The sequence below is a fragment of the Thalassospira sp. ABL2_045 genome (assembly GCF_056161285.1).
In genome coordinates, this window is sequence record NZ_JBSWYV010000001.1 from 375,851 (window position 1) to 402,611 (window position 26,761).

General features: G+C 55.8%; 24 protein-coding genes and 1 tRNA gene. 15 read left to right on the forward strand and 10 right to left on the reverse strand.

The window, feature by feature from the left end:
* The first annotated feature begins 15 nt into the window (after positions 1 to 15).
* Positions 16 to 1,209, forward strand: a complete 1,194-nt coding sequence (gene hemW / locus ACXAIA_RS01785) for a radical SAM family heme chaperone HemW (RefSeq protein ID WP_475347831.1) — start codon at positions 16 to 18, stop codon at positions 1,207 to 1,209.
* A gap of 167 nt (positions 1,210 to 1,376) precedes the next feature.
* A tRNA-Leu gene (locus tag ACXAIA_RS01790) sits at positions 1,377 to 1,463 on the forward strand.
* Positions 1,464 to 1,512: 49 nt separating this feature from the next.
* On the opposite strand, the gene ACXAIA_RS01795 is transcribed toward ACXAIA_RS01790, so the two are convergent.
* Positions 1,513 to 2,391: an RES family NAD+ phosphorylase gene (locus ACXAIA_RS01795; RefSeq protein ID WP_475347832.1), complete on the reverse strand. Its 879-nt coding sequence runs from the start codon at positions 2,389 to 2,391 to the stop codon at positions 1,513 to 1,515.
* Positions 2,392 to 2,568: 177 nt separating this feature from the next.
* Between ACXAIA_RS01795 and ACXAIA_RS01800 the strand changes: the two genes are divergently transcribed.
* The 8 genes from ACXAIA_RS01800 (at position 2,569) to ptsN (ending at position 10,045) form a co-directional block, all read left to right on the forward strand.
* Positions 2,569 to 3,183 carry a ribonuclease D gene (locus ACXAIA_RS01800; RefSeq protein ID WP_475347833.1) on the forward strand — a complete coding sequence of 205 codons (615 nt, stop codon included), beginning with the start codon at positions 2,569 to 2,571 and terminating at the stop codon, positions 3,181 to 3,183.
* 427 nt (positions 3,184 to 3,610) lie between these two features.
* Complete coding sequence (locus ACXAIA_RS01805; protein WP_475347834.1) at positions 3,611 to 4,633, forward strand: KpsF/GutQ family sugar-phosphate isomerase; 1,023 nt, start codon at positions 3,611 to 3,613, stop codon at positions 4,631 to 4,633.
* Positions 4,634 to 4,636: 3 nt separating this feature from the next.
* Positions 4,637 to 5,383 carry an LPS export ABC transporter periplasmic protein LptC gene (gene lptC, locus ACXAIA_RS01810; protein WP_475347835.1) on the forward strand — a complete coding sequence of 249 codons (747 nt, stop codon included), beginning with the start codon at positions 4,637 to 4,639 and terminating at the stop codon, positions 5,381 to 5,383.
* 10 nt (positions 5,384 to 5,393) lie between these two features.
* On the forward strand, positions 5,394 to 6,287 hold the full coding sequence (locus tag ACXAIA_RS01815; RefSeq protein ID WP_475347836.1) for an LptA/OstA family protein: 894 nt from the start codon (positions 5,394 to 5,396) through the stop codon (positions 6,285 to 6,287).
* 14 nt (positions 6,288 to 6,301) lie between these two features.
* Positions 6,302 to 7,135, forward strand: coding sequence for an LPS export ABC transporter ATP-binding protein (gene lptB, locus ACXAIA_RS01820; protein ID WP_475342981.1), 834 nt, complete (start codon positions 6,302 to 6,304; stop codon positions 7,133 to 7,135).
* A 64-nt stretch (positions 7,136 to 7,199) separates the two neighbouring features.
* Positions 7,200 to 8,783 carry an RNA polymerase factor sigma-54 gene (gene rpoN, locus ACXAIA_RS01825; protein ID WP_475347837.1) on the forward strand — a complete coding sequence of 528 codons (1,584 nt, stop codon included), beginning with the start codon at positions 7,200 to 7,202 and terminating at the stop codon, positions 8,781 to 8,783.
* A gap of 162 nt (positions 8,784 to 8,945) precedes the next feature.
* Positions 8,946 to 9,542, forward strand: coding sequence for a ribosome hibernation-promoting factor, HPF/YfiA family (hpf, locus tag ACXAIA_RS01830; RefSeq protein ID WP_475342979.1), 597 nt, complete (start codon positions 8,946 to 8,948; stop codon positions 9,540 to 9,542).
* A gap of 38 nt (positions 9,543 to 9,580) precedes the next feature.
* On the forward strand, positions 9,581 to 10,045 hold the full coding sequence (gene ptsN, locus ACXAIA_RS01835; RefSeq protein WP_044829846.1) for a PTS IIA-like nitrogen regulatory protein PtsN: 465 nt from the start codon (positions 9,581 to 9,583) through the stop codon (positions 10,043 to 10,045).
* A gap of 122 nt (positions 10,046 to 10,167) precedes the next feature.
* Here ptsN and ACXAIA_RS01840 read toward each other — a convergent pair whose 3' ends face one another.
* The 6 genes from ACXAIA_RS01840 to ACXAIA_RS01865 form a co-directional block, all read right to left on the reverse strand.
* Positions 10,168 to 11,733: an AmpG family muropeptide MFS transporter gene (locus ACXAIA_RS01840; protein ID WP_475347838.1), complete on the reverse strand. Its 1,566-nt coding sequence runs from the start codon at positions 11,731 to 11,733 to the stop codon at positions 10,168 to 10,170.
* Between the two features lie 152 nt (positions 11,734 to 11,885).
* Positions 11,886 to 13,697, reverse strand: a complete 1,812-nt coding sequence (gene typA, locus ACXAIA_RS01845; RefSeq protein WP_475347839.1) for a translational GTPase TypA — start codon at positions 13,695 to 13,697, stop codon at positions 11,886 to 11,888.
* 437 nt (positions 13,698 to 14,134) lie between these two features.
* Positions 14,135 to 15,124, reverse strand: coding sequence for an adenosine kinase (locus ACXAIA_RS01850; protein WP_475347840.1), 990 nt, complete (start codon positions 15,122 to 15,124; stop codon positions 14,135 to 14,137).
* A gap of 668 nt (positions 15,125 to 15,792) precedes the next feature.
* Entirely contained in the window at positions 15,793 to 16,758 is a 966-nt protein-coding gene (locus ACXAIA_RS01855) for a SirB1 family protein (protein ID WP_475347841.1), read from the reverse strand.
* 93 nt (positions 16,759 to 16,851) lie between these two features.
* The gene (locus ACXAIA_RS01860) at positions 16,852 to 17,484 is read right to left on the reverse strand and encodes a BON domain-containing protein (protein WP_475347842.1); all 633 of its coding nucleotides are present in this window, start codon (positions 17,482 to 17,484) and stop codon (positions 16,852 to 16,854) included.
* A gap of 146 nt (positions 17,485 to 17,630) precedes the next feature.
* A complete protein-coding gene (locus ACXAIA_RS01865) occupies positions 17,631 to 18,494 on the reverse strand; it encodes an AraC family transcriptional regulator (RefSeq protein ID WP_475347843.1) in 864 nt (287 codons plus the stop codon).
* 32 nt (positions 18,495 to 18,526) lie between these two features.
* On the opposite strand from ACXAIA_RS01865, the gene ACXAIA_RS01870 reads away from it, so the two are divergent.
* Positions 18,527 to 18,934 (forward strand): DUF2000 family protein, encoded by a 408-nt coding sequence (locus ACXAIA_RS01870; RefSeq protein WP_475347844.1) that lies wholly within the window; start codon positions 18,527 to 18,529, stop codon positions 18,932 to 18,934.
* Positions 18,935 to 18,954: 20 nt separating this feature from the next.
* On the opposite strand, the gene ACXAIA_RS01875 is transcribed toward ACXAIA_RS01870, so the two are convergent.
* Both ACXAIA_RS01875 and rsmI read right to left on the reverse strand, forming a co-directional pair.
* Positions 18,955 to 19,338: a YraN family protein gene (locus ACXAIA_RS01875; RefSeq protein WP_475347845.1), complete on the reverse strand. Its 384-nt coding sequence runs from the start codon at positions 19,336 to 19,338 to the stop codon at positions 18,955 to 18,957.
* A gap of 2 nt (positions 19,339 to 19,340) precedes the next feature.
* On the reverse strand, positions 19,341 to 20,399 hold the full coding sequence (gene rsmI / locus ACXAIA_RS01880) for a 16S rRNA (cytidine(1402)-2'-O)-methyltransferase (protein WP_475347846.1): 1,059 nt from the start codon (positions 20,397 to 20,399) through the stop codon (positions 19,341 to 19,343).
* A 2-nt stretch (positions 20,400 to 20,401) separates the two neighbouring features.
* Here rsmI and ACXAIA_RS01885 point away from each other — a divergent pair, with 2 nt between their 5' ends.
* Positions 20,402 to 21,775: a penicillin-binding protein activator gene (locus ACXAIA_RS01885; protein ID WP_475347847.1), complete on the forward strand. Its 1,374-nt coding sequence runs from the start codon at positions 20,402 to 20,404 to the stop codon at positions 21,773 to 21,775.
* A gap of 43 nt (positions 21,776 to 21,818) precedes the next feature.
* On the opposite strand, the gene nth is transcribed toward ACXAIA_RS01885, so the two are convergent.
* A complete protein-coding gene (gene nth / locus ACXAIA_RS01890; protein WP_475348232.1) occupies positions 21,819 to 22,460 on the reverse strand; it encodes an endonuclease III in 642 nt (213 codons plus the stop codon).
* A gap of 191 nt (positions 22,461 to 22,651) precedes the next feature.
* On the opposite strand from nth, the gene ACXAIA_RS01895 reads away from it, so the two are divergent.
* The 3 genes from ACXAIA_RS01895 (at position 22,652) to dnaJ (ending at position 26,664) form a co-directional block, all read left to right on the forward strand.
* On the forward strand, positions 22,652 to 23,152 hold the full coding sequence (locus ACXAIA_RS01895; RefSeq protein ID WP_475347848.1) for a DUF2244 domain-containing protein: 501 nt from the start codon (positions 22,652 to 22,654) through the stop codon (positions 23,150 to 23,152).
* A gap of 336 nt (positions 23,153 to 23,488) precedes the next feature.
* Positions 23,489 to 25,405, forward strand: a complete 1,917-nt coding sequence (gene dnaK, locus ACXAIA_RS01900) for a molecular chaperone DnaK (RefSeq protein WP_475347849.1) — start codon at positions 23,489 to 23,491, stop codon at positions 25,403 to 25,405.
* A gap of 104 nt (positions 25,406 to 25,509) precedes the next feature.
* Positions 25,510 to 26,664: a molecular chaperone DnaJ gene (gene dnaJ / locus ACXAIA_RS01905; protein ID WP_475347850.1), complete on the forward strand. Its 1,155-nt coding sequence runs from the start codon at positions 25,510 to 25,512 to the stop codon at positions 26,662 to 26,664.
* The last annotated feature ends 97 nt before the right edge of the window (positions 26,665 to 26,761 follow it).

Below are 26,761 nucleotides of genomic sequence, written 5' to 3' on the forward strand. Positions count from 1 at the left end.
CGAAAAGAGTCCCGCGTGTCCGCAGCCTCAAGTGAAACCGTGCCGTTTGGCATTTATATCCACTGGCCATTCTGTCTGTCGAAATGCCCCTATTGTGATTTCAACAGCCATGTGGCGAACAGTGTTGATCACGCGCGTTGGCGCAAGGCGCTCCGGGCGGAGCTGGCCCATGGCGCGGCCCGCCATCCGGGGCGAACGGTGGGCTCGGTTTTCTTTGGCGGCGGCACGCCATCCTTGATGGACCCGGAAACGGCGGGTGTGCTGATTGAGGACATCAAATCCTTCTGGGATGTGACGGATGACCTTGAAATCACGTTGGAGGCCAATCCGGGCACGGTCGAGATTGACCGGTTCTCGGCCTTTGCTGCGAACGGCATTAACCGGGTCTCAATCGGTATTCAGGCGCTCAATGACCGCGATCTTAAATTCCTGGGGCGCTTGCACAGTGCCGAGGAAGCCATGCGGGCCTTGGATGTTGCGACCTCGGTGTTTGATCGGTTTTCCTTTGATCTGATTTACGCCCGGCCGGAACATGATCCCAAAGCCTGGCGGGCGGAACTCCGTGAGGGGCTTGGCATCGCCAATGGGCATATTTCGCTTTATCAGCTGACCATTGAGCCGGGCACACAGTTTTATACGCTGCATCAGCGCGGTGACCTGGTGGTGCCGGGCGAGGACCTTGCGACCGAGCTTTATGAGATCACCCAGGAAGAAACCGAACGGGCCGGCTATCGCTGTTACGAGGTGTCCAACCACGCCAAATCGGGGCAGGAAAGCCGCCATAACCTCGTGTATTGGCGCTATGGCGATTATCTCGGCATCGGGCCGGGCGCGCATGGCCGCGAAGCGGTGGTGGGCGCGGCTGGCAATATCACGCCGATGGCGGTCCGACGTCACCGTGCGCCCGAGATCTGGCTCGATCGCGTTGAAAAGCAGGGCCATGGCACGCAGGAAGAAACCGCGCTTGAGGCGGATGAACGTCTGCTTGAAATGGTGATGATGGGCTTAAGGCTGAATGAAACGATCCCGACGGCCCGGTTTGAGCGCATCATTGGCAAGGGACCGCGTGATGTTCTCGCGCAGGATCGGCTTGAAACCCTGATCGAGTCTGGTGATCTGATCTGTGATTCGGCGGGCTTGCGCGCCACCGATCAGGGCAGAAACCGTTTGAACGGTGTTCTGGCCTATTTGTTCGACCACGCGGTTTAAGCCCGAAACCCGCAAAATGCCAAGAAAAACCGCGCGATTGGCGGGGGCCTGCAATCGCGCGCAGGAAGTTTCACCAAACCATCAAAAAGTTGGTTGACACTTAAGCCTGACCGCGTATATTCCGCCCCGTTCCGGCGGGAAACCCCGGACAATACCTAAGCCCCTATGCCCAGGTGGCGGAATTGGTAGACGCGCTGGCTTCAGGTGCCAGTGGCCTTAAGGTCGTGGAAGTTCGAGTCTTCTCCTGGGCACCATACCCCAGCACATTTCAGATGTGCTGGGGTATTGTCGTTTTGGGATGAATCAAGGCCATTCGATGGGGCCAAGTTCACGTATAGGGACAGGCTGGCTTTGAAGCATTTGATAAGCTCCATAGCCATATGCCTTATTAACCTTGCAAGCCATCGTCTCAGTGGGCGTTATCCAATTATCATACGACTCTTTCTTCACGGCAAAGTTGAGTCCCCCTGCATGTTCAACACTTTGAAAGATAATGCCAGCTACTCGATCGTGTCTCATGAGTTCGTTCGTGATAGCGTTCGATACTCGATAGACATTGTTATCTCCTTTGCGCCCTACCCAGTCTGTTAGGAATGCGTCAACCAATTGAATAGCGAGAGCCAAATCTGGGTTCACAGCTTTTAGAACCGCTTCATAAGCGGCTTGAAACTCCGGCGATTGTGTAGTGGTTTTTCCGCGTCTTCTTAGATTGTCGATATCGCCAATCATCGTAAGATTGAAGTTTTCATGAGCGATGCATTTGTACTTCGTGAGATGGAATGTCATTCCTTCTTTGAGTCGTGCTTCTGCAAATGCTGTTTCGGGGCTTGAAGCAGCGTAGAAAACGGGTTCGTTCGCGAAGGCAACTCGCCCAGCTATGTCAGTTTTGGGAGGGTATGATAGCTCATCAGTGTGTTTAAACCTGACTCCCGCATCTGAGGTTCGTACACGCCAAAAAACCAGATCTGCCGTAACACTGTATGGGAGTGCGAAGAAGCAATAAGTCAGATAGTCAATAAGTTTGGTGATCTCATCTTCTGGTATCTCTGAGATCTTTTTTTCATTGAATCGTTTAATTGAATCAGAGACTTGATCAAGTGCGTCATTAGGGAGCTTGTTCAAACTTGCTAAAGCGGTGTCAATCACAGGTTGATATTTGTTGGGGTGGTTCTCGTCTACCATAATAACCTCACTTGATTTGGTGTCGTTACGAAATTGCGATGATAGCAACCCTTGGTTGCTTTATGGTGGAAATGTTGTCGTGAGGAACGAGGTGTAATGAACGCCCCCGACTTTTGCGGTGCGATGCGCGGTTTGCTGTGCTAAGAACAGGCAAATTCTGACATTTGGAGAACCGCGATGACCAATTTCCTCCATCTCGGAGATCTGCCTGATGACCTTGACCTTGGAAAGGTCGTGGCGATCGATAGTGAGACCATGGGCCTTAACCCGCACCGCGACCGTTTGTGTGTCGTGCAGCTTTCAAGCGGGGATGGCGACGCCCATCTGGTCAAGTTTGATGGGGAAGATTACAGCGCGCCGAACCTCAAGAAACTTCTGGCCGACGACAGCGTTCTCAAGCTGTTTCATTTCGGGCGTTTTGACATCGCGGTGATGGACAAATATCTCGGCGTGCGTTGTGCGCCGGTCTATTGCACCAAGATCGCCTCCAAACTGGTGCGCACTTACACAGACCGTCATGGTCTGAAGGATGTGCTGCGCGAGACCGTCGGGGTCGAGATTTCCAAGCAACAGCAGAGCTCCGACTGGGGCGCGGCCGAGCTTTCCAAGGAACAGATCGATTACGCCGCATCCGACGTGCTGTATCTGCACAAGGCACGCGAAGAGCTTGATCGTCGTCTGGTCCGTGAAGGGCGCATGGAGATCGCGCAGGCCTGTTTTGACTTCCTGCCGATGCGCGCGACGCTCGATCTGGCGGGCTGGGAAGAAACCGATATTTTCGCCCATTCCTGATCTCGGCATAAGGCCGGTTAACCGCCTGTGAAGAATAGGAGGTGTATGGAGGATCGAGGGTCTAACCGTGTTAATTCAACGTGTTCTGTTTGAATAAAAGCTTTCCAACAGGTTTTATTTCTTTGCCGGAAAGGCTTTGTGCCTTTTCAAAAAGAAATAGGGCCTGAGGGTATGCTTTTATCCAAACCCGTAGGGCGAGTGCCAAATCATTCGTGGAGGGCGTCGCTAATACTTGAAAACCTGAGGGTTTCCTGCGTAAAAGCTCCTACCCACAAATGATTTGGCACTCGCAGAACGCATTGAATTAACACGGTTAGACCCTCTTGAATTGACCCCCACGCCAACCGGGTTCATAGTTTTGGCCCAATGATCTTGCAAGATTGGCGGTATAAGCTATCTCCGGGCGGAAAACGCTAACAAGAAACAGATGACAGTGACCCCAGAAGTGTCTCCAGAATTGGCCAAAGAGTCTTCCAACCGGCCAGCACCGGCAACCGATGCCGATCTTGCCATTGCGCGCCGTGTTCTTGATATCGAAGCCACTGCGCTGCGCGACCTTGCAGACTCGCTCAATGGCGAGTTTTGCGATGCCATCAACCTGATCGAGGGCCTCAAGGGCCGCCTGGTTGTCACCGGCATGGGCAAAAGCGGTCATATCGCCAAGAAAATTGCCGCGACCTTTGCCTCGACCGGCACGCCGTCCTTTTTCGTGCATCCGGCTGAAGCGAGCCACGGGGACCTTGGCATGATTGGCAAGGATGATGCGGTTCTGGCCCTGTCCAATTCCGGTGAAACCCCGGAGCTGTCCGACATTATTGCCTTTACCCGGCGCTTTAACGTGCCGCTGATCGGTATGACCCGCAAACCGGAAAGCTCGCTTGCGAAACAATCCGATTGCCCGCTTGTTTTGCCGGCAAGCCCGGAAGCCTGCCCGAACAAGCAGGCGCCGACGACATCGACGACCGCGATGCTGGCCTTTGCCGATGCGCTGGCGGTAACGCTTATGGAGCGGCGCGGATTTTCATCGGAAGATTTCCGCACCTTCCATCCCGGTGGCAAGCTGGGTCAGCGGTTGCTGCATGTCCGTGATGTCATGCATGAGGCCGATACCCTGCCATTGATCAAACCCGACGCCCTGATGTCCGAAGCCCTTGTCACCATGACCAGCCATTCCTTTGGCTGTGTGGGTGTGGTCGATGATGCCGGTGTTTTGGCCGGGATCGTGACCGATGGCGATTTACGCCGTCACATGGCCGATAATCTGGTCGCGCTCAAGGTTGGTGATGTCATGACCGCCGGGCCGAAAGTCACCAGTGCTGGTGCGCTGGCGGTCGAGGCGTTGGCCATCATGAATGACCGGTCGATCACATCGCTGTTTGTTCTTGATGACGCCGGTGTGCCGGTGGGCTTGGTTCATATCCATGATCTGTTGCGTGTCGGAGTGGCGTAACGCATGAGCACCGAGGGCACGCCACAGGTTGAAGACCGCGCAGAAAGCCAGAAGGCAGCGGGACGTGAAGAACGTCACGCGCGGGGCTTCTCGCGTGATCGTATGCCTTCGGCGCGTCGCAATGTGCGCATCAATCCGTTCCGCCGTGTCATCGTCAATATGCTGAAATTCGTGCTGCCGCTGATCGCGATGACGATCATGGCACTCGTCGTGCTGTGGCCGCAGATCGAACAGGTGCAGGATAGCGGCTTTCGGCTTGGCTTTTCGACCTCGCCCGAGGATTTGATGGAAAATGTCGCGATGAGCAATCCACGCTTCTTTGGCGTCGATGGCAATCGCCAGCCCTTTACCGTGACCGCCAGTGAAGCGGTGGAAACGTCGGAAACCGAAACACGGCCCGATCATATCTATTTGTCGGGGCCGCAGGCCGACATTACGCTCAATGACGGATCATGGATTGCGATGACTGCCAATGAAGGGTTCTATACCGAAACCGACGGGATGCTGGATCTGGTCGGCACGGTAAACATGTACCACGATCAGGGTTTTGAAATTCATACCGAGGAAGCTGAAATTGCCATGAATGCTGGCAGTGCTAGTGGCGATGTGCCGGTGGATGGGCAGGGGCCGTTTGGCACCATTGCTTCCGATTCCGGGTTTGAGCTTGAAGACAAGGGGGCGGTGATCCGCTTTTTGGGGAAATCCCGTCTGGTGATTTTCGACAGTGCAATGAATTCGACGGAGCAATGAGAGGGAAGTCATGATTGCGATGCCGCATCTCGCCCGCAAGACTGGAACGCTGCTGACACCCTTCATGCTAGGGGGCCTTATGCTGGGGGCGGCCGTGATTGGCCTGTCCAGTATGTCGCAAACCGCTTCGGCCAATCCGCTGGGATTGGCGCAAAATGGCAGTGGCGGGCTTGAGGTCGAGTCTGATAACGGTATCGAATGGCGCCGCAATGAACAGGTCCTGATCGCACGCGGCAATGCGGTGGCCAAGCGCGGCACATCGCGCGTTGATGCCGATGAGCTGCAGGCGCTGTATCGTGACCGTGACGGCAATAGCGAGATTTACCGCATCATAGCGACCGGCAATGTCAAACTGTCGTCTGATACCGATGTCGCGGTGGGCGATCGCGCGGTCTATGACATTGACGAGGCCGTGGTCGTTTTGACCGGTGATAACCTTAAATACACCACGCCCAGCGAAACGTTAACCGCGCGTGACAGCCTTGAATATTGGGAAACAGAGCGGGTCGCAGTGGCGCGCGGTGACGCGGTTGCCGTATCGGAAGATCGCACCCTTCGCGGTGATGTCCTGACTGCGCGCTTTGATGCCGGTCAGGCCGGTGCAAACGAATTGCGCCGTATTGATGGTCAGGGCAATGTGAATATTCGCACAGCAACAGAGTTTGTCGTTGGGGATCAGGGTGTTTATGATGCGAAAACAGGTATCGCCACCCTTATCGGATCGGTTAAGATCACCCGCGGAGAGAACCAGTTGAACGGGGATCGTGCCGTGGTCGACCTCAATACCGGAGTCAGCCGACTGATGGCAGACGGTAACGGCGATGGCAAAACCCGCGTTCGGGGCCTTCTGGTTCCGCAAAAAGACGAAAACAACAGCCCGGCCGATGCCGGGACCGGTAACTGAGAAAGGTCGGTCATTTGTTCTGGTCGCGCAAAAGCGTAAAATCCGACAACGCAAAGGCGACAGCTGCATCCGCCAGCGCACAGCCATCAGAAGGCGGGTCAACCGGACCACGCCTGATCAGCACCAACAAGGGTCTTGTGGCGCATAACCTGGGCAAAAGCTTCAAGAAGCGCCCGGTGCTCAAAGACGTGTCTGTTTCGGTGCAGCGTGGCGAGGCGGTCGGCCTTCTGGGCCCGAACGGTGCTGGCAAGACCACCAGTTTCTATATCATTACCGGCCTGATTGCCGCAGACCGTGGCACGATTTCCCTTGATGGGCGCGACATCACCATGATGCCGATGTATCAGCGCGCACGCATGGGAATCGGCTATTTGCCGCAGGAAGCATCGATTTTCCGCGGCATGACGGTTGAACAGAACATCATGGCTGTTCTTGAAGTGGTCGAGGATGACCGCCTCAAGCGTGAACAGACTCTTGAAGACCTTCTGGCAGAATTTGCAATCGAACATTTGCGCCGCACACCGGCCCTTGCCCTTTCGGGTGGGGAACGCCGGCGTTGCGAGATTGCCCGTGCCCTTGCGGCCCATCCGAACTTTGTTCTGCTTGATGAACCACTTGCCGGGATTGACCCGATTGCAGTGGGTGATATTCGCGATCTTGTACGTCATCTGAAAGATCGTGGCATTGGGGTCTTGATTACTGACCACAATGTGCGCGAGACTCTCGACATTATTGACCGGGCATATATCTTGCATGACGGTCGGGTTTTGATGGAAGGTGGTCCTGAGGAAATCGTTCGTAACGACGATGTTCGCAGGGTTTATCTGGGCGATCGTTTCAGCCTCTGATAAGGCTGCCGGACCATCAATGAAGTCTTGGGGGGAGTTCGGATTGACACGGGGTAGTGCATAAATGGCCCTGAAGGCGCGTCTGGATCTACGCCAGTCCCAGTCACTTGTCATGACTCCCCAGCTGCAGCAGGCAATCAAACTGCTGCAATTCAATAATATTGAGCTTTCCAATTTCATCGACAGCGAACTGATGGAAAACCCGCTGCTGGAGCGGGCCGATCCGGGTCAGACCTATGCCGAGGCCGGAGACGGTGCCGTTGGCAATGGCGATGAAGGGCTTGATAGCCGATCAAACGACAACTTTTCCGACCGCGATGACCAGTATGGCACCGACCGCCTGACATCGAGCGAAACCATGGGCAGCGATGACGGCCCGCTTGATGTATCGAGTGATGCGCTTTATGGCGGCGAGGGTGAAATCACCCGCAATGGCGAGCCGGTCTCAGGCAGCCATGATTATTCTGCCCCTCACAGTGGCGGTGGTGCGGGCGGTGCCGGTGGTGGTTCGGCGGCCGGCGGGGATGACCTGCCGGGGCTTGAGCAGACCCTGGCGGATGAGGCGACCCTGCGTCAAAGCCTTGATGATCAGCTTAATATCGCCTTTGCCGACGCCATGTCGCGCATGATCGGCAGCTACCTGATCGATATGCTTGATGAGAACGGCTATATCAGTGGCGGGCTTGAAGAAGTTTCCGAAGCGCTTGAATGCAGCATCACCGATGTCGAACGCGTCCTGAAGGTTATGCAGGGCTTTGACCCGATCGGCATCTTTGCCCGTGACCTTGCGGAATGTCTGGAGCTGCAGCTGCGCGAATTGAACCGGTTTGACCCGGCGATGGCGGCGTTGCTTGCCAATCTGGAACTGCTGGCCAAGCGCGACTTTGATCGTCTGCGCCGTGTCTGCGGCGTCGATTCGGATGATCTCCATGACATGATCGCCGAGATCAAAACCCTTGATCCGCGCCCGGGCAAGACCGCCGATGGCGAGGTCGCAACGCCCGTGATTCCCGATGTTCTGATGCGGGCTGCAGGCAATGGCAACTGGCATCTGGAGCTCAATTCCGAAGCCCTGCCGCGTGTTCTGGTCAATGAAGACTATGTCGCCCAAATCGGCTCGGGATTGAAGGACCGCGAAGAACGCGGCTTCATGAGTGAAAAGCTGCAAAGTGCCAACTGGCTGGTCAAGGCGCTGCATCAGCGCGCCACCACCATCATGAAGGTCGCAAGCGAGATTGTCCGCCAGCAGGACGGGTTCTTTACCCATGGGGTCGGGCATCTGCGCCCGCTGATCCTGCGCGACATTGCCGAGGCGATCGGCATGCATGAAAGTACGGTGTCGCGCGTGACCAATGGTAAATTCATGTCGACCCCGCGCGGCATGTTCGAGCTGAAATACTTCTTTACCACGGCGATTTCGTCTTCGGATGGCGGGGATGCCTATTCATCCGAAGCGGTGCGCCACCGCATCAAGTCCTTGATCGACAACGAAGAACCCAAGAAGATTTTGTCGGATGACAAACTGGTTGAGCTTCTTGGCAAGGAAGGAATCGACATTGCGCGCCGAACAGTGGCAAAATACCGCGAAGCGATGCGCATTCCTTCGTCAGTTCAGCGTCGGCGCGAGAAAAAATCACGTGCTTCCTAGCACGATTTTATCGAAAAAATGTACCTTAAGGTGCTGTAATTCAAGGGAACATACCCATATCTTGACTTGGTAATGACGAGGGAATATGGTGCGCCCACCTGAGCGAGGGGCACCAGACATCGACATGTACTGGTAAGTCACTCAACCGGGGATAGGCGATCCATGCAAATTACGGTTATCGGTAAGCAACTTGACGTCGGCGAAGCATTTCGCCAGCACGTCGTCGAGACCTTGGACCCTGCAGTAGAGAAATATTTCGATCACGCGATCGAAGCCACGGTGACCGTCACCAAACAGGCACATCTCTATAACGCGCAGATATCGGTTCATGTCGGCAAAGGCATGCTGGTTCAGGCAAAAGCATCAGCGAACGAGGTTTACCCTGCGTTTGATGCGGCCTGCGACAGAGTGGCCAAACAGTTGCGGCGCTATAAACGGCGCCTGCGTGATCATCACGCAACCCGAGACCATTATGAGGAGGCTCGCCTGGAAGCGATCCATTATGTGATCGAACAGGAAGATGAAGATCATTCGGACGATAATCACACAAACGGCTACGAACCGGTGATTGTTGCCGAGACACCCGATCGCATCGATACGCTTTCCGTTGGGGAAGCTGTCATGCGGCTCGACTTGGGGGACATTCCGGCACTGATGTTCCGGAATGGCAAACATGGCGGACTGAACGTTGTCTACCGTCGCTCGGACGGCAATATCGGATGGTTGGACCCAAACGATAGCGAAGCGAGTGGCGCGTGACAGACACAGATTCCGAGCCAAACAACGCAACGCGAAAAATGGACATATCATCAATTCTTACTCCGTCCGGAGTTATCCCGGCACTGCGTTCCGGCGCGAAGAAAGCAGTGCTTGAGGAACTTGCCGAAAAGGCCGCCGAAGTTACCGGTCGCCCTGCGAGCGAGATTTTCTCTGTCCTGCTTGACCGTGAAAAGCTTGGCAGCACCGGTGTTGGTGGCGGTGTCGCGATTCCGCATGGCAAACTCAATGATCTGGACCGCCTGTATATGGTCTTTGCCCGTGCAGGCAACCCGATCGAGTTCGATGCCGTGGATGAACACCCGGTCGATCTGTTCTGCATGCTGATTGCACCCGAAGAAGCCGGTGCCGATCATCTGAAAGCACTGGCTCGGATTTCCCGTCTGCTGCGCAATCAGGGCATGTGTGACAAACTCCGCGGGGCTGGCTCAGCCGACGCGATCTATGCACTGCTGACCCAGGACGAGGCCGAACAGGCCGCGTGAAACGGGCAGTGAGTGGCGGGTAGCCCCCGTAACAAAGACAAGATTTAAAAAACCGGACGCCACAGCAGGCGTCCGGTTTTGTTTTGGGGGTCTGGTTATGGCACGTGGCGTGGCCAGCCTGATCAGGCCTCAGCGTTCCTGGCATCCTCGGCTTCTTTGACGTTGGTCAGGCGACCGGCAAGGACAACAAGATACAGAACCGGAATGCCGATCACGGCCGTGCCGATAAAGAACCAGCTGTAGCCTACGCTATCGACCACCGTGCCCGAGAACCCGGCAAGGATTTTGGGAAACAGGGTCATGATCGAACTGAAGATCGCGTATTGCATGGCGGTAAAGGAGATATTGGTCAGACCGGACAGATAGGCGATGAAGGCGGCCGTTGCCAGACCACCCGACAGGTTGTCGGCCATGATAACAACAACAAACATCGTCGTATCGGGGCCAAGCTGCGCCATGAAGGCAAACAGAATATTTGTGATTGCCGAGAGCAGGGCGCCGAGGAACAGAATCTTCACTACGCCATAACGCACCGAAAGCAACCCACCAAGGAAGCTGCCGCTAATGGTCATGAACAGACCGAATGTCTTGGACACCGCAGCGATTTCTTCTTTGGAAAAGCCAAGGTCGGTATAGAACACGTTGGCCATGACACCCATGACGATGTCGGCAATGCGATATACGCCGATCAGCGCCAGAATGACGATGGCAGCTTTGCCATAGCGATCAATGAAGTCTTTGACGGGTGAGATATAGGTTTCCTGAACCATGCCGGTTGGCGTCAGGCCGACGCGTGTGGTCAGCCAGGCGACACCAACAGCAACAGCAACCGAAAGTGCCAGCTTGATGCTTCCGGCAATGAAGCTTGAAAGTTCGGAAATCATGCCAGAGCCAATCAATGCTGCCTTGAGCGGGTCCGTGATGTTTCCAGCATAGACATTGGCAGAGATGAAAGTGATCACAGTGATCGCAAACATCGCGAGAAAGCGGACATAATCCGATGTCTCGTGGAAATACTTGCTGTCGAGCTTCACAGCTTTGGGTTCACTGACCAGAAGCGTGGTCATCACCCCGATACACATGGCAAGCGCCATGCAGCCATAGGCCACGGTCCAGGCGTAATGCTGGTAAACGCCTTCGGCCTCAAACAGGCCGGCAATGGTCAATGCGCCAGCCCCGGCGATGATCATGCCAATGCGATAGCCACCGATATAGGCTGAGCTCATCATCGCCTGCAGGTCGGTATCGGCCGCCTCGATGCGATAGGCGTCAATAACGATGTCCTGGGTGGCCGACGCAAAACCAAGCGCAACAGCCGCAAAGGCCATCATAGTCAGATTTTCGGCCGGATCGGTCAGGCCCATCCATAGAATGGCACCAATGATTGCGATCTGAGCGATGATCAGCCAGGAGCGTCTGCGGCCCATCAGGCTGTGCAGGACCGGGAAGGGCAGCCGGTCAATCAGTGGCGCCCAGACGAACTTGAAGGAATAACCAAGGGCCGCCCAGCTGAAATAGGTCACGGTGGAGCGATCCACACCGGCTTCGCGCAGCCAGATCGATAGGGTCGAGAAAATCAGAAGGATCGGAATGCCGGCCGAAAGACCCAGAAACAGCATCGTAATGACGCGCGGATGGATAAAGGCGCCAAAGGCCGCCCCCCAGCTTCGCTTTTCCATGCTGCTCATTGATTTCCCCCAGCGTTAAATACGATGCCAAGAAGCTAGGCCAAACAGGTTAATGAAAGCCGAAACTGCGCCGGGGGCAGATGGATCTACAGGCAAGAAAAAAGGCCGATCCATCGGACCGGCCTTTTTGAATTTGGCATCGCAAGGAAGGCTTAGCCTTCTTTCTTGCGGCTTTCGCGCTTACGCACGTTCGGATCAAGGTGCAGTTTACGGATACGCACGCTTTCCGGGGTTACTTCGACCAGTTCGTCATCCTGGATGTAGGACAGGGCTTCTTCGAGCGACATACGGCGCGGCGGGGTCAGCAGGATGGCATCATCCTTGCCCGATGCACGGACGTTGGTCAGCTTTTTGCCCTTAAGGACGTTGATCTCAAGATCGTTGTCACGGTTGTGTTCGCCAACAATCATGCCCTGATAGACACGCTCGCCCGGCTCAATGAACATGATGCCGCGATCTTCAAGGTTAAACAGCGCATAAGCAACCGCATCGCCCTGATCGTTGGAAATCAGCGCACCGTTACGACGGCCCGCGATGGAGCCTTTGACCGGACCATAGGAATGGAACACGCGGTTCATCACGCCGGTACCACGGGTATCGGTCAGGAATTCACCGTGATACCCGATCAGGCCACGCGACGGGGCGAGGAAGATGATACGGGTCTTGCCGCCACCAGAAGAGCGCATGTCGGTCATTTCAGCCTTACGCAGGCTCATTTTTTCGACCACGACGCCGGAATATTCTTCGTCGACATCGACCTGGACTTCTTCGAACGGCTCGGACAGGACACCGTCGATTTCCTGGAACAGAACGCGCGGACGCGAGATCGACAGCTCGAACCCTTCGCGGCGCATGGTTTCAACCAGAACGCCCAGCTGCAATTCACCACGACCGGCGACTTCGAATGCGTCCTTGTCGGCGGTTTCACCGATCTTGATCGCGATGTTGCCTTCGGCTTCGCGCTCAAGACGGGCACGGATCATGCGCGAGGTAACCTTGTCACCTTCCTGACCGGCCAGCGGCGAGTTGTTGACCGAGAAGGTCATCGCCAGGGTTGGCGGATCGATCGGCTGGCTTTCGATCGCGGTGGAAACGTCGGTTGCGCAGATGGTGTCTGCCACGGTTGCTTCGGTCAGACCGGCAATCGCGATGATATCACCGGCAACAGCTTCGTCCTGCGGAACACGTTCCAGACCGCGGAAGCCCATCAGTTTGGACAGACGGCCGGTTTCAACCGTGCCATCGTCACGCAGAACTTTCACCGGCATGTTGAGTTTTGCACGGCCCTGATAAACACGTCCGGTCAGAATACGGCCCAGGAAGTTATCGGCATGCAGCATGGTGGCCAACATGGCGAACGGGGCGTTTTCATCAACGTCCGGTGCCGGAACATGGTTCAGGACCAGTTCCATCAGCGGGGTCAGGTTGTCTTTCGGGCCTTCCGGGCTTTCAGCCGCCCAGCCATCACGACCGGATGCATAGAGAACCGGGAAGTCGAGCTGTTCGTCAGATGCTTCGAGCGATACGAACAGATCGAAAATCTCGTCCAGGACTTCTTCGGCGCGCTGGTCCGGACGGTCGATCTTGTTGATGACAACAATCGGCTTCAGACCAAGTTTCAGGGCCTTGCCCAGAACGAATTTGGTCTGCGGCATCGGGCCTTCGGCCGAATCCACCAGCAGGACAACGCCTTCAACCATGGACAGGATACGCTCGACCTCACCGCCGAAATCGGCGTGGCCCGGGGTATCAACGATGTTCACACGGGTTTCGCCCCACTGAACAGCCGTCGGTTTTGCGACGATGGTAATGCCACGTTCACGTTCCAGGTCGTTGCTGTCCATGGCGCGTTCGTCAACGCGCTGGTTGTCACGATAGACACCGGACTGACGGAACATGGAATCGACCAGCGTGGTTTTGCCGTGGTCAACGTGGGCGATGATGGCGATATTGCGCAAGCTCATGGGCGCGGACTCCAGAAATAAAAATGCCGCGCGCCGGGAAACGCCCATGCGCATCGGTCAGTAAGTAAGTGTTTCAAGGCCAGTAGATATTCAGCAACAGGGTTTAAGGCTGCCACACGCCGGTGCCACCGGCGGGAACCCCACATCAACGCATGTGCTGAATGTTTACTGGCCCGGATCGTAATCGTGCAGATATGCCCGAAGGCCGCCCTGTCATAGCCAATGTGAAGGCGAAAGGCCAGCGTTGTAAGCGCCATGTCGGGTTGATTATTCTGCAATGCGGGCTGTTTGCGCCAAACTCTGGACAAAGTCAATGCTTGTGTTGCGCTGCAGCGCTTTGCAAACCCGGCCTTTGCGGACGAAAAAACGGGACGGCCCCGAATTGTTGCCGTCCCGTGAAATCTTTTGGATTGGTCATGCTTTATATAAAGGCATGATCAGATCGCCTTTGCGATCAGGTCCTTAAGATCCGCATCCGGGCGTGCACCCATATGCGAAATCACCTCGGCCGCACAGATCGCACCGAGCTGACCACAAACCTCAAGGGTGTGACCCTGGGTGTAACCATACAGGAAGCCTGACGCGAACAGATCGCCGGCACCGGTGGTATCGACGACTTTCGAAACAGGCTCGGCACTGATTTCATAAAGTTCGTCCTGACTGACGATGACCGCACCCTTTTCGCTGCGGGTCAGGGCCGCGACACGGCAATGCTTGCGAACTTCGGCCAGTGCTTCTTCAAAGGTTTCGACCTCATAAAGCGACTTGATCTCGTCTTCGTTGGCAAACAGTACGTCGATATGATCGTCGACCAGTTCGCGGAAGGATTCACGGTGACGATCAACGCAGAAGGAATCGGACAGGCTGATCGAAACCTGACGACCGGCGTCATGGGCGACCTTGGCGGCCTTAACAAACGCGTCCTTGGCTTCCGGGCGATCCCACAGATAGCCTTCCATGTAGGTGATCTTGGCGGATTTGATCAGGTCTTCGTCAATGTCTTCCGGGCCAAGTTCGGCACAGGCACCAAGGAAGGTGTTCATGGTGCGGTGACCATCCGGGGTGACAAAGATCAGGCAACGCGCAGTCGGCGAGCCTTCGGTCGCAGCCGCAGAATCAAAGGCGACACCAATCGCGCGGATATCGTGGCGGAAAACCTGACCCAGCTGATCATCACGGACCTTGCCGATATAGGCACCCTTGCCGCCAAGGGCTGCGATGCCGGCCATGGTGTTGCCTGCCGAGCCGCCCGACATTTCAAGACCCGGGCCCATCTGCGCGTAAAGTGCGTCTGCGCGTTCGGCATCAATCAGGGTCATGGCGTTTTTAACAAGGTCGAGGCGCTCAAGGTCTTCTTCCTTGCAGTGGGCAAGAACATCAACAATCGCATTGCCGATCCCGACGACGTCAAATTTGGTGTCGTTCATATGTAGTCTCTTCCTGCTTTTGGTTTGAACGGCACCGTGACGGACCCGGTTTGCCGCAAGGCGTGTGACATGGCGCAAAGCCATGTTCAGATGCCTTTGGTTTGGACTGTTGCGGAGTATAGGGGATGCATTGTGCGGTGCAAGCCTTGCAACTGTTTCGTCCCCGGTCGTTTAACCCGGTCTTAACCTTCATAAAAACTACGAAAGATGTTTTTTCAGAAGGTGATCGGCAAAATTCGATCTGATGTCGGTTAAAAATCAAAACCACGGGTGGATAAAATCGCTTTTGAACTCGCCCGCGTCATCGAGGCCATCCGCAAACCCCCGGAAATCAACGGTTCGGGCTTTATTCAGTCTTTTCGCAGATAGCACGGTGTTTCGGGCCGAAAAATGCGGGAAAAATGCCGAAACAAGCAAATTTACATGATTTTGACAGCCAAATTCTCCGGTTCTGCCGGGGTATGACATTCAAGACAAACCGGTTTGTCTTGAAATAGATAAATCATAATCATGCTATTAATACACAATTAGATAATATCAATAACATCTAATCACTTAAAATATCCATTTCGACGTGCCGGACTCCCGTTGGTCCGGCATGATACGCATGCCGCCAAAACGGGGCTATTTGGGTTCAGATTGGGGGGCGAGGCCGGGAAATCCGGGGATTACTTATCGGGGAAAAGCGGGATTGGATCGCTGTTTTCCGGCGAACGCGGGTTGTCCTCGGCGTTGGGGGCTTCTGTGCCTTCACTGGTTTTGCCGTTGGTGTCCTTGGGGACAGCATCCTGGCTGAGCCGGTCACGCAATTCTTCGATCACGGCTTCGATCCGGGCGCGATGCAGCGGGTCTTCGCAGCGTTTGACGAACTGTTCGAACGCGCCAAGCGCCATATGGTCCTGATCAAGGCGCGCATAAAGCGCGCCAAGCTGATGCCAAAGGCCTTCATGCTCCGGCGCAATCAGCAAACTGTGCTCGACAACACGGGTTGCGAGCTCCAATTCTCCGGCGCGAAGGGCACGAACCTTTATATTGTTTTGAAGTCGCAACAAAATATCGATGTCAGATGACGGCTTGTAGTGTTGCGGCGCCAACTCGGCATCCAGGCCACTGAAAGACTTCAGCAATTCACGCAGTTCGGCGGGGCCCAGACTGATCGCGCCATGGAACGGATCGATCATTTTGCGTTTGCCGTTGGCCTGAACCCGCAAAAGGAAGTGGCCGGGGAAATCAATTCCGGTCACCGCAATGCCACAACGTCGTGCGGCATGGATATAAAGCATCCCGAGTGCGACGGGCAGGCCACGCTTGCGTTCGATCACCTGCATCAGGTCGGCATTGGCCAGATCGTCGTAGTTTTCTGCATCGCCCTGAAAGCCGTTGCGCTCGGCAATGACGGTTTGCAAGGCGCGGACAACCTGATCAATGGTCGGTTCGGCTTCCTTGTCATCAACCGGCAGGGCCTGCTGATCCTTGCCATCGGTGGCAAGATCGGGCTGCAAGGTCAGATCGGCCAGTTCAGCACGGACCTGATCGGCAAGATCATCAAGGATGGCAAGGAACGGCGCGATGTCGCGCTTATAGAGGCCATTCGACTGGTTCAGGCGGGCAAAATGCAGCGCAGCCTCGGCCACACTGGCATCTGGCTTCTTGCCCTTGCCGTAATCGACAAGCCATTGGCGATCGGCATCGGTCGGTGCTGTTATATGGCTTACGCTGCTGATGGCTCAGGTTCCTTGTCGGATGGCATCGTTTTTCAGTCGAATGTGACTGACAACTCGTTTGACATAGCTGGTGTCGCGGGCGTGCGAAATGACACGATTGCGTTCAAGCTCATCCTGGGCAATGCCCATCAGGTGGACAGTCCCGTTTACGGTCTCAACGCTGTAATTGATCGCGAAAACATCGCCATCAAACATCAGTGCGGTTTTGATCTTTGTCGTGATCACCAGATCGCTCGCACTGTCGACGAGTGTCATGCTGTCGCCGATTTCGATCTCGTTATGGACAGTTTTGACCCCGTCAACCTGCCAGCTTAAGCGCACGGCTTCAAGTTGATCGCTGACGGTCGGGACCTGACCGGCCAAAAGCACTTCGCCTTCAACCACTTCAATCTCGATATCAAGAAACAGTTTTTCGTCCTGTGCCAGAAACTTCTGCCAGATCTGGGCGGTAATGGCCGTGTCACTGGCCGCACCATCAAACCCGCGTTCCTGAAAGGCCGCAACACCGGCGGTCGCGCCAGCCCCGATCACCATGGATGCAGGCGTGCATCCCGCAAGCGGTATCAGGCAAGTCGCGGTCAGCAAAAGTGCGTTGGCAAAGCCGCGTGGTCGATTGACCATTCTTTTTGGTGACATTTACGGATGTCTCGTCCAGTTCCCCCAGTCTCTGAACCCAATAATCGCGCGCGGGGGTTAAAGAGTTTTAAAATCCGGACCGCTTTATCAGCAAAAATGCATTTTTCTGTGCATACGTGGCTGGGATGACGGTCAGGCGGCCCCGATCAATGGGGTTTACTGGCAAACAATTCCGCCCAACGCCCCGGTGACACGCCGTAAGTCTGGCGGAAATGGCGGTTGAAATGGCTTTGATCGGCAAAGCCGGTTTCCGCCGCGATCCCGGCAAGCGGTTGACCAAGCGTCATCAACGCGCGTGCCTTTTGCAGGCGGCGCATCATCAAATAGCGATAGGGTGTTGTACCGAACCGGGCGCGGAAATGGCGGATCAGGCGAAAACGATCCATATCGGCAACTTTTTCAAGCTCGTCAGATTGCACCGATCGGTCATAGTTATCTTCCAGAAAGGCACGGACCTGATCCATGCTGTGGCTGGCGGTAAAGCGCGGGCGTTTTAATGGCGCCTTGGCATGCAATGAGAGGCGCTGGGCAATATCGGCGACAAATTGATCATGCAAAAGCGGGTCCATATCCCGCTCAAGTTCGCCCAGGGCAGTGGCCATGATTGACCATAATACCGGGTCCTGAATAACCGGTTCACCGACAAAGGGCAGGGGATCGGCATCGTGATCGAGCCCTGATCGCAACAAGGCCGGTTCAAGATAGAGCATGCGATATTGCAAGCCGTCATCGGTTCCCGCCCCGCCGTCATGGAGCTCGTCGGGATGCAGGATGATGATATTGCCCGGATTGCTGGCGCGAAATTCCCCGCGGTAATTAAAGGTCTGAACACCTTGCAGGGTGATGCCAAGCGCATAGGTATCGTGGCGGTGCGGGGTAAACATGTTGCCATAAAACAGGGCTTCGATCCGCTCGATCCCCGGTGCGGTCGGGGCGGCGACGAACCGTTCGCGCTTTTTGCACAAACGTTCAATACCGCGATCATCAGACTGGTCTATTGCTTCTTTCATTACCGGATCATCTGACCGATTGGAGGAAGGAAATGTTTGATACCAAAGTTGCCCTGATTTTGCGCAATGATCTTGAAACTTGGCAATCCCTGAATGTTACGGCGTTTTTGATGAGCGGCATTGTCGCCCAGACGCCGGATATTATCGGGGAGCCGTATGTTGACGCCAACCAGAACATCTATAATCCGCTTTCCCGGCAACCGGCCATCGTTTTGGCAGCAGACGAGGACACGATTGCGAAAATCCACCAGCGTGCCTTAAATCGCAGGGTGCGGGTCTCGGCCTATATCGAGGATATGTTTGCCACCGGTCATGACGCCGCCAATCGCGATGTGTTCGCCAAGGCTGACCCGGAAAACGCGAAGTTTGTCGGTATTGGCATTCACGCAGACAAGCGCAGTGTCGATAAAATCACCAAGGGTGCAAAGATGCATCCCTGAGCTTGGGCAGGTTTCGCGAATTACGCGACCTGCCACGCATTTTTGAGATGCTCCATCCGTCCCCAACGCCCGGCAATCATCAGATCAAGGCGAAGATCACCCGCATGGCCGATATTGCCCGCGTATGCTTCGAGCGCGCGGGCGATGCGGTTTTGTTGCTTGGGGGTGATGGCATGAAGGGCATCTGCACGATCCGTGCGGTTTTTGACCTCAACCGCGATCAGGATATTTCCGCGTCTGGCGATGATGTCGATCTCGCCAACCGGGCTTTTGTGGCGGGTGGCAAGAACGCGATAGCCTTTTAGACGCAACCAAAGGGCACAAAGTGTTTCCGCCCGGCGTCCGGCCCTTTCCGCCCGCTTGCGGCTTGACGTGTTATCAGGCAAGGGGCGGGACCGGACCATGGTCAATCCGGGTCCGATTTGGCGAGTTCAAGCGCACGGTTATAAAGATCGCGCTTCTTAAGGCCGGTTTCGCGGGCTAGGATATCGGCCGCTTCCTTGGTGCGGTGGGTTTTGATCAACGCGCTCAGGCGCGCGTCAATATCCTCGGCACTTGGTTCGGCCTCGCTGGCGTCAGCCGGGCCGACAATCACCACGATCTCGCCCTTTGGCGCGCCGGCCTCATCATAATGGGCGGCTAGATCTGCAAGCGTGCCATTGCGAACTTCTTCAAACATCTTGGTCAGTTCGCGCGTCACGGCGGCCTCGCGGGTGCCGCCCAGAACTTCAGCCATATCGGCCAAGCTTGCCGCAAGGCGTTTGGGGCTTTCAAGGAAAATCAGGCTGCCCGGGATCGGGGCAAAACGCGCCAGTTCCTTTTTGCGTGCCATCGTTTTAGGGGGCAGGAAACCGGCATAAAAGAAATGATCACTTGGCAGGCCCGACAGGATCAGCGCCACAATCGGCGATGCAGCACCCGGGGCGGCTGTGACGTTAAAGCCTTCTTCCTTGCAATCGCGCACCAGCTTGTAGCCTGGATCATTGATCAAGGGGGTCCCGGCATCGGAAATCAGTGCCAGTCCCTGGCCCTTTTCAAGGCGGTCCATGATTTCCGGGCGCATGCGTGCGGCATTATGTTCGTGATAGGCGATTCGCTTGGTCTTCACGCCATAGCGCGACAGCAATTTTCCCGATGTTCTGGTGTCTTCGCACAGGATGACATCAGCGCGTTTGAGGATTTCAAGCGCTCTGAACGTAATATCGCCCAAATTTCCGATTGGAGTAGCAACAAGATAAAGACCAGCTGAAAGCGGCAAATGGCTTTCATCATGTTTACTTGCATCCTCGCCCGCATTACCCTGCGGTCGAAACGACTTATCTGGAGGTGAGAGTGGGTTGTCCGAAACGTCATCCGTCAAAGAACCGGATGCAGAAACAGGCGCTGCATTGTGACGCGTTGTCAGATCAGGATCGGTATTCGGATCTATTTCCGGCTTGGGGCCGGATCGCGCGCCGGACGGCATCTGTGGTTGTCCTCTCTCTCGGGCTGAGCGCATGTAATGCGACCACGAGTATCACGGACCTGTTCGGATCGCAACGTGATGGGGCACCGGTTGAAAGCGCCAATCAGCCTGCTCCGAATACCGTGGATCCCACCAGTGCCCCGGATCAGGGGTTGATCCCCGATGCCAATCCTTGGCCTAGCGAAGCCGCCCTGCCAGAAGGCGAAGGGGCGGAACTCCCGATGCTTTATAACGACGAAGCGGCTGTCTTTGAAAAGCGGGTTGCCTTGTTGTTGCCGCTCTCGGGTCAGCATGGCGAGCTTGGTCGGGCGATGCGCCATGCCGCGGAGCTTGCGATGTTTGACATTGCCGGTGATGATTTTGTCCTGATGCCGGTTGATACCGCCGGGACCTATCAGGGCGGACAGAACGCCGCGCGCGAAGCGGTCGAAGCGGGTGCCAAGATGATCCTGGGGCCGCTATTTGCCGAATCGGTCAGTGGTGCCAGTGAGGTCGCCAAAGCGGCCAATGTGCCGGTGGTGGCGTTTTCCAATAACCGCCGCGTGGCGGAGAGCGGAGTCTGGGTCAATGGCCTGATCCCCGAAGATCAGATTGCCCGTGCGGCCGGTTATGCCACAACACAGGGGCGCTATCGTTTCGCAGCCCTTTTACCGCAAAACGATTATGGCCGTCAGATCGCAAGTGGGCTGAACAGCGTTATCTCGCGCGTTGGTGGAAATCTGGGCCGGGTGGCGTTTTATCGGCCGGGCTCGGAAAACCTGCAGCAGACCATTCGTGACTTCGCCAATTACGACGCACGGCGTGCAAATCTGCGCGCCCACAAGGCACAGCTTGAAGCCGAAGGCACTGCCGGGGCCAAGCGTGCACTGCGGCGTCTTGAAGGCGTTGATACCTTTGGCGAGCTTGATTTTGATGCCCTGATCCTGCCGGCCACCGGCGGTGAGCTGCGTCAGGTGTCCTCGCTTCTGGCCTATTTCGATATTGATCCATCCGTCGTTCAGTTTATCGGTACGTTCGGCTGGAATGATCCGGGCCTGTTTGCCGAGCCGGCGCTTAAGGGCGGGATTTTTGCCGCCCCCAATCCGGAAAACTGGGAACTGTTCGCCGCACGCTTTGAGCGCACCTTTGGCAGTCAGCCGCCGCGCATCTCAAGCCTTGCCTATGACAGCACGGCCCTGGCGGCCCTGATGGCACGCGATGAAAACAATATGAGCCAGCAGACCCTGACCAATCCGGGTGGGTTTGTCGGTGTGGATGGTATTTTCCGCCTGACCCCGGATGGTCAGTCCGAGCGCGGCTATGCCATCATGCAAATCCAGCCAGATGGTGCTGAGGTAATTGCCCCGGCGCCGGCAAGCTTTGATCTGGTTTTCTGATCAGGAAACGGGATAAACGCTTAAATTCGGAACGCCTGCCAGGTCATGCCTCGGCAGGCGTTTTGTCTTTGTAATTGCACAGATCATTGACGATGCAGTCGCCGCAGCGCGGCTTGCGCGCCTTGCAGATATACCGCCCATGCAAGATCAGCCAGTGATGGGCATGGGTCATGAAACGCGGCGGGACCTTTTTAAGCAGTGCTTTTTCAACCGCTAGAACCGTTTTGCCGGTGGCCATGCCGGTCCGGTTGCCCAGCCGGAAAATATGGGTATCAACCGCCATGGTGTGTTCGCCCCAGGCGATGTTGCGCACCACATTGGCGGTCTTGCGCCCGACACCGGGCAGCTCTTCAAGCGCTTCCTGATCGTTGGGCACGACCCCGCCATGCTTTTCGACAAGGATTTTGGCCGCCGCCATGACGTTCTTGGCCTTGCCACGATAAAGCCCGATGGTCTTGATGTGCTCGATCAGGGCTTCTTCGCCCAGATCAAGCATGTCCTGCGGGGTTTCGACAATCTGAAACAGCTTTTTGGTCGCCTTGTTCACGCCGACATCGGTCGCCTGTGCCGACAGCGCAACCGCGACCAGAAGGGTATAGGGATTGGTGTAATCAAGCTCCCCCTTCGGTTCCGGATCGGCATCGGACAGACGCTGGAAAAACTCTTCGATGGCGGCTTTGTTCATCGGGCGGGCCATGGACTGCAATCTCTTTTTATTTATCGATATTTGGGGCGGGGATTCTTGTTGGTGGCGATCCCCTGATCCGATCTCTTTAAAGCAAACTATATAAACTGTGAGGTTTGAAAAATCGAATTTTGATTGCAGCTGCCCCGTGCCCGGGCGCACAATTGAGCATCCAGCAACAGGTAATTCAAATGCCAAACGTGCCGCGTTCAGCAAAACCGATCTTTCGGGTGGATCTGTTTCCGCCGCGATCGCTGTCGCGTCGGGCTGCGCGGAATATTGTGCTGTTTCTGGCTGCCCTCACCACCACCATCGGGTTTATTTTCTGGTCGGTGGGCGCGTGGCCGGTGATCGGGTTTTTGGGGCTGGATGTGATCTTGCTGTCGTTGGCGTTTTATTTCAGCTTCCGCGCGGCCCGTCAGGAAGAACGCATTGAGCTGGCGCCGGGCAATCTTCGGGTAACGCGGATTTCGGTGCGCGGCGAACGCCAGGAATTTGATTTTCAGCCCTATTGGCTGCGTGTTGTTCTGGAACGCGGCGAGGATGAACAAGCGACCCTTTTCTTGCGCACGCATGGCAAAAGTCTCGAAATTGCGCGTTTTCTGGGTGCTGATGAAAAAGAAAGCCTTGCCAAAAAGCTTGAGGCTGTCTTGCGTCAAACCCGCTGTAATCCTGCCGATATACCTGTCTGATTGCCCTGATCTGAATGTTTTGCAACCCGGTTATGAAGTAATTTGAAAGCCGGGTTTTGCATCCGAAAATCGGGCGATTTGCGTTGATTTTGCCGGTTTAAGGGGGCTGTTGAGCCGGTGATTGGATCAAAATTGCGGTTGGAAGGCAAAAAACAGCCAAGATTCCCCACTTTGACCGCTTGCGACTTTGTGGCGACTTTCATATATAGGTTCGCGGGGTAACGAAGAGCCCCCAGAAAAATTACGTGTATTACAACCATTGGTCCCAGGAGGTCCTGCGCGGCGCTTCATTTCGGAGGCTGCGGGACGGACCGGCCGCTAAAAGAGGAACTTACTATGGGTAAGATTATTGGTATCGACCTTGGCACCACCAACTCGTGCGTCGCAGTCATGGACGGCAAAGAAGGCCGCGTGATTGAGAACAGCGAAGGTGCTCGTACCACCCCGTCAATGGTCGCTTTCACCGATGATGGTGAGCGCCTTGTCGGTCAGCCGGCGAAACGCCAGGCTGTCACCAACCCGGAAAACACCCTGTTTGCCATCAAGCGTCTGATCGGTCGTCGTTACGGCGATGCCGAAGTCGAAAAAGACAAGGACCTTGTCCCGTACAAAATCATCTCGGGCGAGAACGGCGACGCATGGGTTGAAGTCAATGGCGACAAAATGGCGCCGAGCCAGATCGCAGCCATGGTCCTTCAGAAAATGAAGGAAACCGCCGAAGGCCATCTTGGCGAAGAAGTCACCGAAGCCGTGATTACCGTTCCGGCATACTTCAACGATTCCCAGCGCCAGGCGACCAAAGACGCCGGCAAGATTGCTGGTCTTGAAGTCAAGCGTATCATCAACGAGCCGACCGCAGCTGCCCTTGCCTATGGCTTGGACAAGAAAGACGGCGGCACCGTGGTCGTTTATGACCTTGGTGGCGGTACCTTTGACGTGTCGGTTCTGGAAATCGGCGATGGCGTTTTCGAAGTTAAATCGACCAACGGTGATACCTTCCTTGGTGGTGAAGACTTCGACAAACAGATCATTGATTACCTTGCTGACGAGTTCAAAAAGGAACAGCAGATCGACCTGCGCAAGGACCGTCTGGCCCTGCAGCGTCTGAAAGAAGCTGCCGAGAAAGCCAAGATCGAGCTGTCCTCGTCGATGCAGACCGATGTCAACCTGCCGTTCATCACCGCAGACCAGTCGGGTCCGAAACACCTCAACATCAAGTTGTCGCGTGCGAAGCTTGAAGGTCTGGTGTCCGATCTGATCGAACGCACCATGACCCCGTGTAAAGCGGCCCTGAAAGACGCCGGTATCACCGCAGGTGAAATCGACGACGTCATTCTGGTCGGTGGTATGACCCGTATGCCGAAGGTTCAGGAACGCGTTAAAGAGTTCTTTGGTCGTGATCCACACAAAGGCGTGAACCCGGATGAGGTTGTTGCCCTTGGTGCTGCGATTCAGGGTGGTGTCCTGCAGGGTGACGTCAAAGACGTTCTGCTGCTCGATGTGACCCCGCTGTCGCTTGGTATCGAAACGCTCGGTGGTGTCTTCACCCGCCTGATCGACCGTAACACCACGATCCCGACCCGCAAGTCGCAGACCTTCTCGACCGCTGAAGACAATCAGACGGCCGTGACCATCCGCGTCTTCCAGGGTGAACGTGAAATGGCAGCCGACAACAAGATGCTTGGCCAGTTCGATCTGGTGGGTATCCCGCCGGCACCGCGCGGTGTTCCGCAGATTGAAGTGACCTTTGACATTGATGCCAACGGTATCGTCAACGTGTCTGCCAAGGACAAGGCGACCAACAAGGAACAGCAGATCCGCATTCAGGCATCTGGTGGTCTTTCCGACGACGAGATCGAAAACATGGTCAAGGACGCGGAAAGCAACGCCGAAGCTGATAAACAGCGCAAGGCCCTTGTGGAAGCCCGCAACCAGGCAGAAGCCATCATCCACGCCACCGAAAAGAACCTTTCGGAGCATGGTGACAAGGTTGACGACGCGACCAAGTCGGAAATCGAAAACGCCCTGTCGGCTTTGAAAGAAGCCAAGGACGGCGAAGATGCCGAAGCCATCACCACCAAGCTGAACGAACTGCAGCAGGCCTCGATGAAACTTGGCGAAGCCATGTATCAGGCCCAGCAGGAAGAAGCTGGTGACGGCGAAGCACCGGAAGCCGATGCCTCTGCTCAGGCCGATGATGGTGTTGTTGACGCCGACTTCGAAGAAGTCGATGACAACAAAAAAGACAAGTAAGGCGACCGCAGAGGTCGTCTTGAACGACGCCCTGTAAAGAAGAATCGGGCCGTTCCGGACGCAAGAATTTGCTGGAACGGCCCGACCGTATTTCGGAGTTACAGATGGCGAAAGAAGATTATTACGAGCTGTTGGGTGTCAGCAAAGATGCCAGCGCAGCCGAGCTGAAAAGCGCCTATCGGAAGCAAGCGATGAAATATCACCCGGATAAGAACCCGGGCGATACCGAAGCTGAAGTCAAATTCAAACAGGTCAATGAAGCCTACGAAATCCTGAAGGATCAGGAAAAGCGTGCAGCCTATGACCGCTTTGGCCACGCTGCCTTTGAACAGGGCGGCCCCGGTGGCGGAGGCGGCTTTGGTGGCGGCTTCGGCGGCGGTGGATTTGGCGGCGGCGGTTTTGCCGATGTCTTTGACGAAATCTTTGGCGCCATGGGCGGCGGACGCCGCGGTGGTGGCGGTGGATCGTCCCGCGGGGCGGATCTGCGCTACAACATGGCGATTACGCTCGAAGAAGCGTTCGAAGGCAAGAAGGCCGAAATTACCATTCCCGGATCGGTCCAGTGCGACGAATGTGACGGGACCGGTGCAGAGCCCGGTTCCCAGCCGGTTACCTGCCCGACCTGTAACGGTCATGGCAAGGTCCGCGCACAGCAGGGCTTCTTTACCATTGAACGCACCTGCCCGAGCTGTCATGGCAAGGGCAAGATGGTCAAAAATCCGTGCAAGGCTTGTCACGGGGTTGGCCGCGTCGAGAAAGAAAAAACCCTTCAGGTCACCATTCCGGCCGGTGTCGAAGACGGCACGCGCATTCGCCTTGCCAGCGAGGGCGAGGCGGGCACCAATGGGGCCCCTCCGGGCGATCTGTATATCTTCCTGGATATCGCCCATCACCGCTTTTTCCAGCGTGAAGGCGCCAACCTGTATTGCCGGATTCCGATCCCGATGGGCAAGGCCGCCCTTGGTGGCACCATCGAGGTCCCGACGATCGAAGGCACGCGCACGCGGATCAATATCCCGGCGGGCACCCAGTCCGGTCAGCAGCTTCGTCTGCGCGGTAAGGGCATGACGATCCTGCGCAGCCAGGCACGCGGTGACATGTTTGTCGAAGTCAGCGTCGAAACCCCGGTCAATCTGACAGACCGTCAGAAGGAACTGCTTGAGGAATTTGACGAGATTTCGCGTGAAGAAGGCTCGCATCCGGAAAGCGAAGGGTTCTTTTCCAAGATGAAAGAAATCTGGAAAGACCTGACCGACTGATCAGCCTGCGCTTTAAGGATCGATATCACAAACCCCCGGCAGCTTTGTCGGGGGTTTTGTTTTGCGCTCTCGGGGCCTTGTGTTAAAGCAAATACGA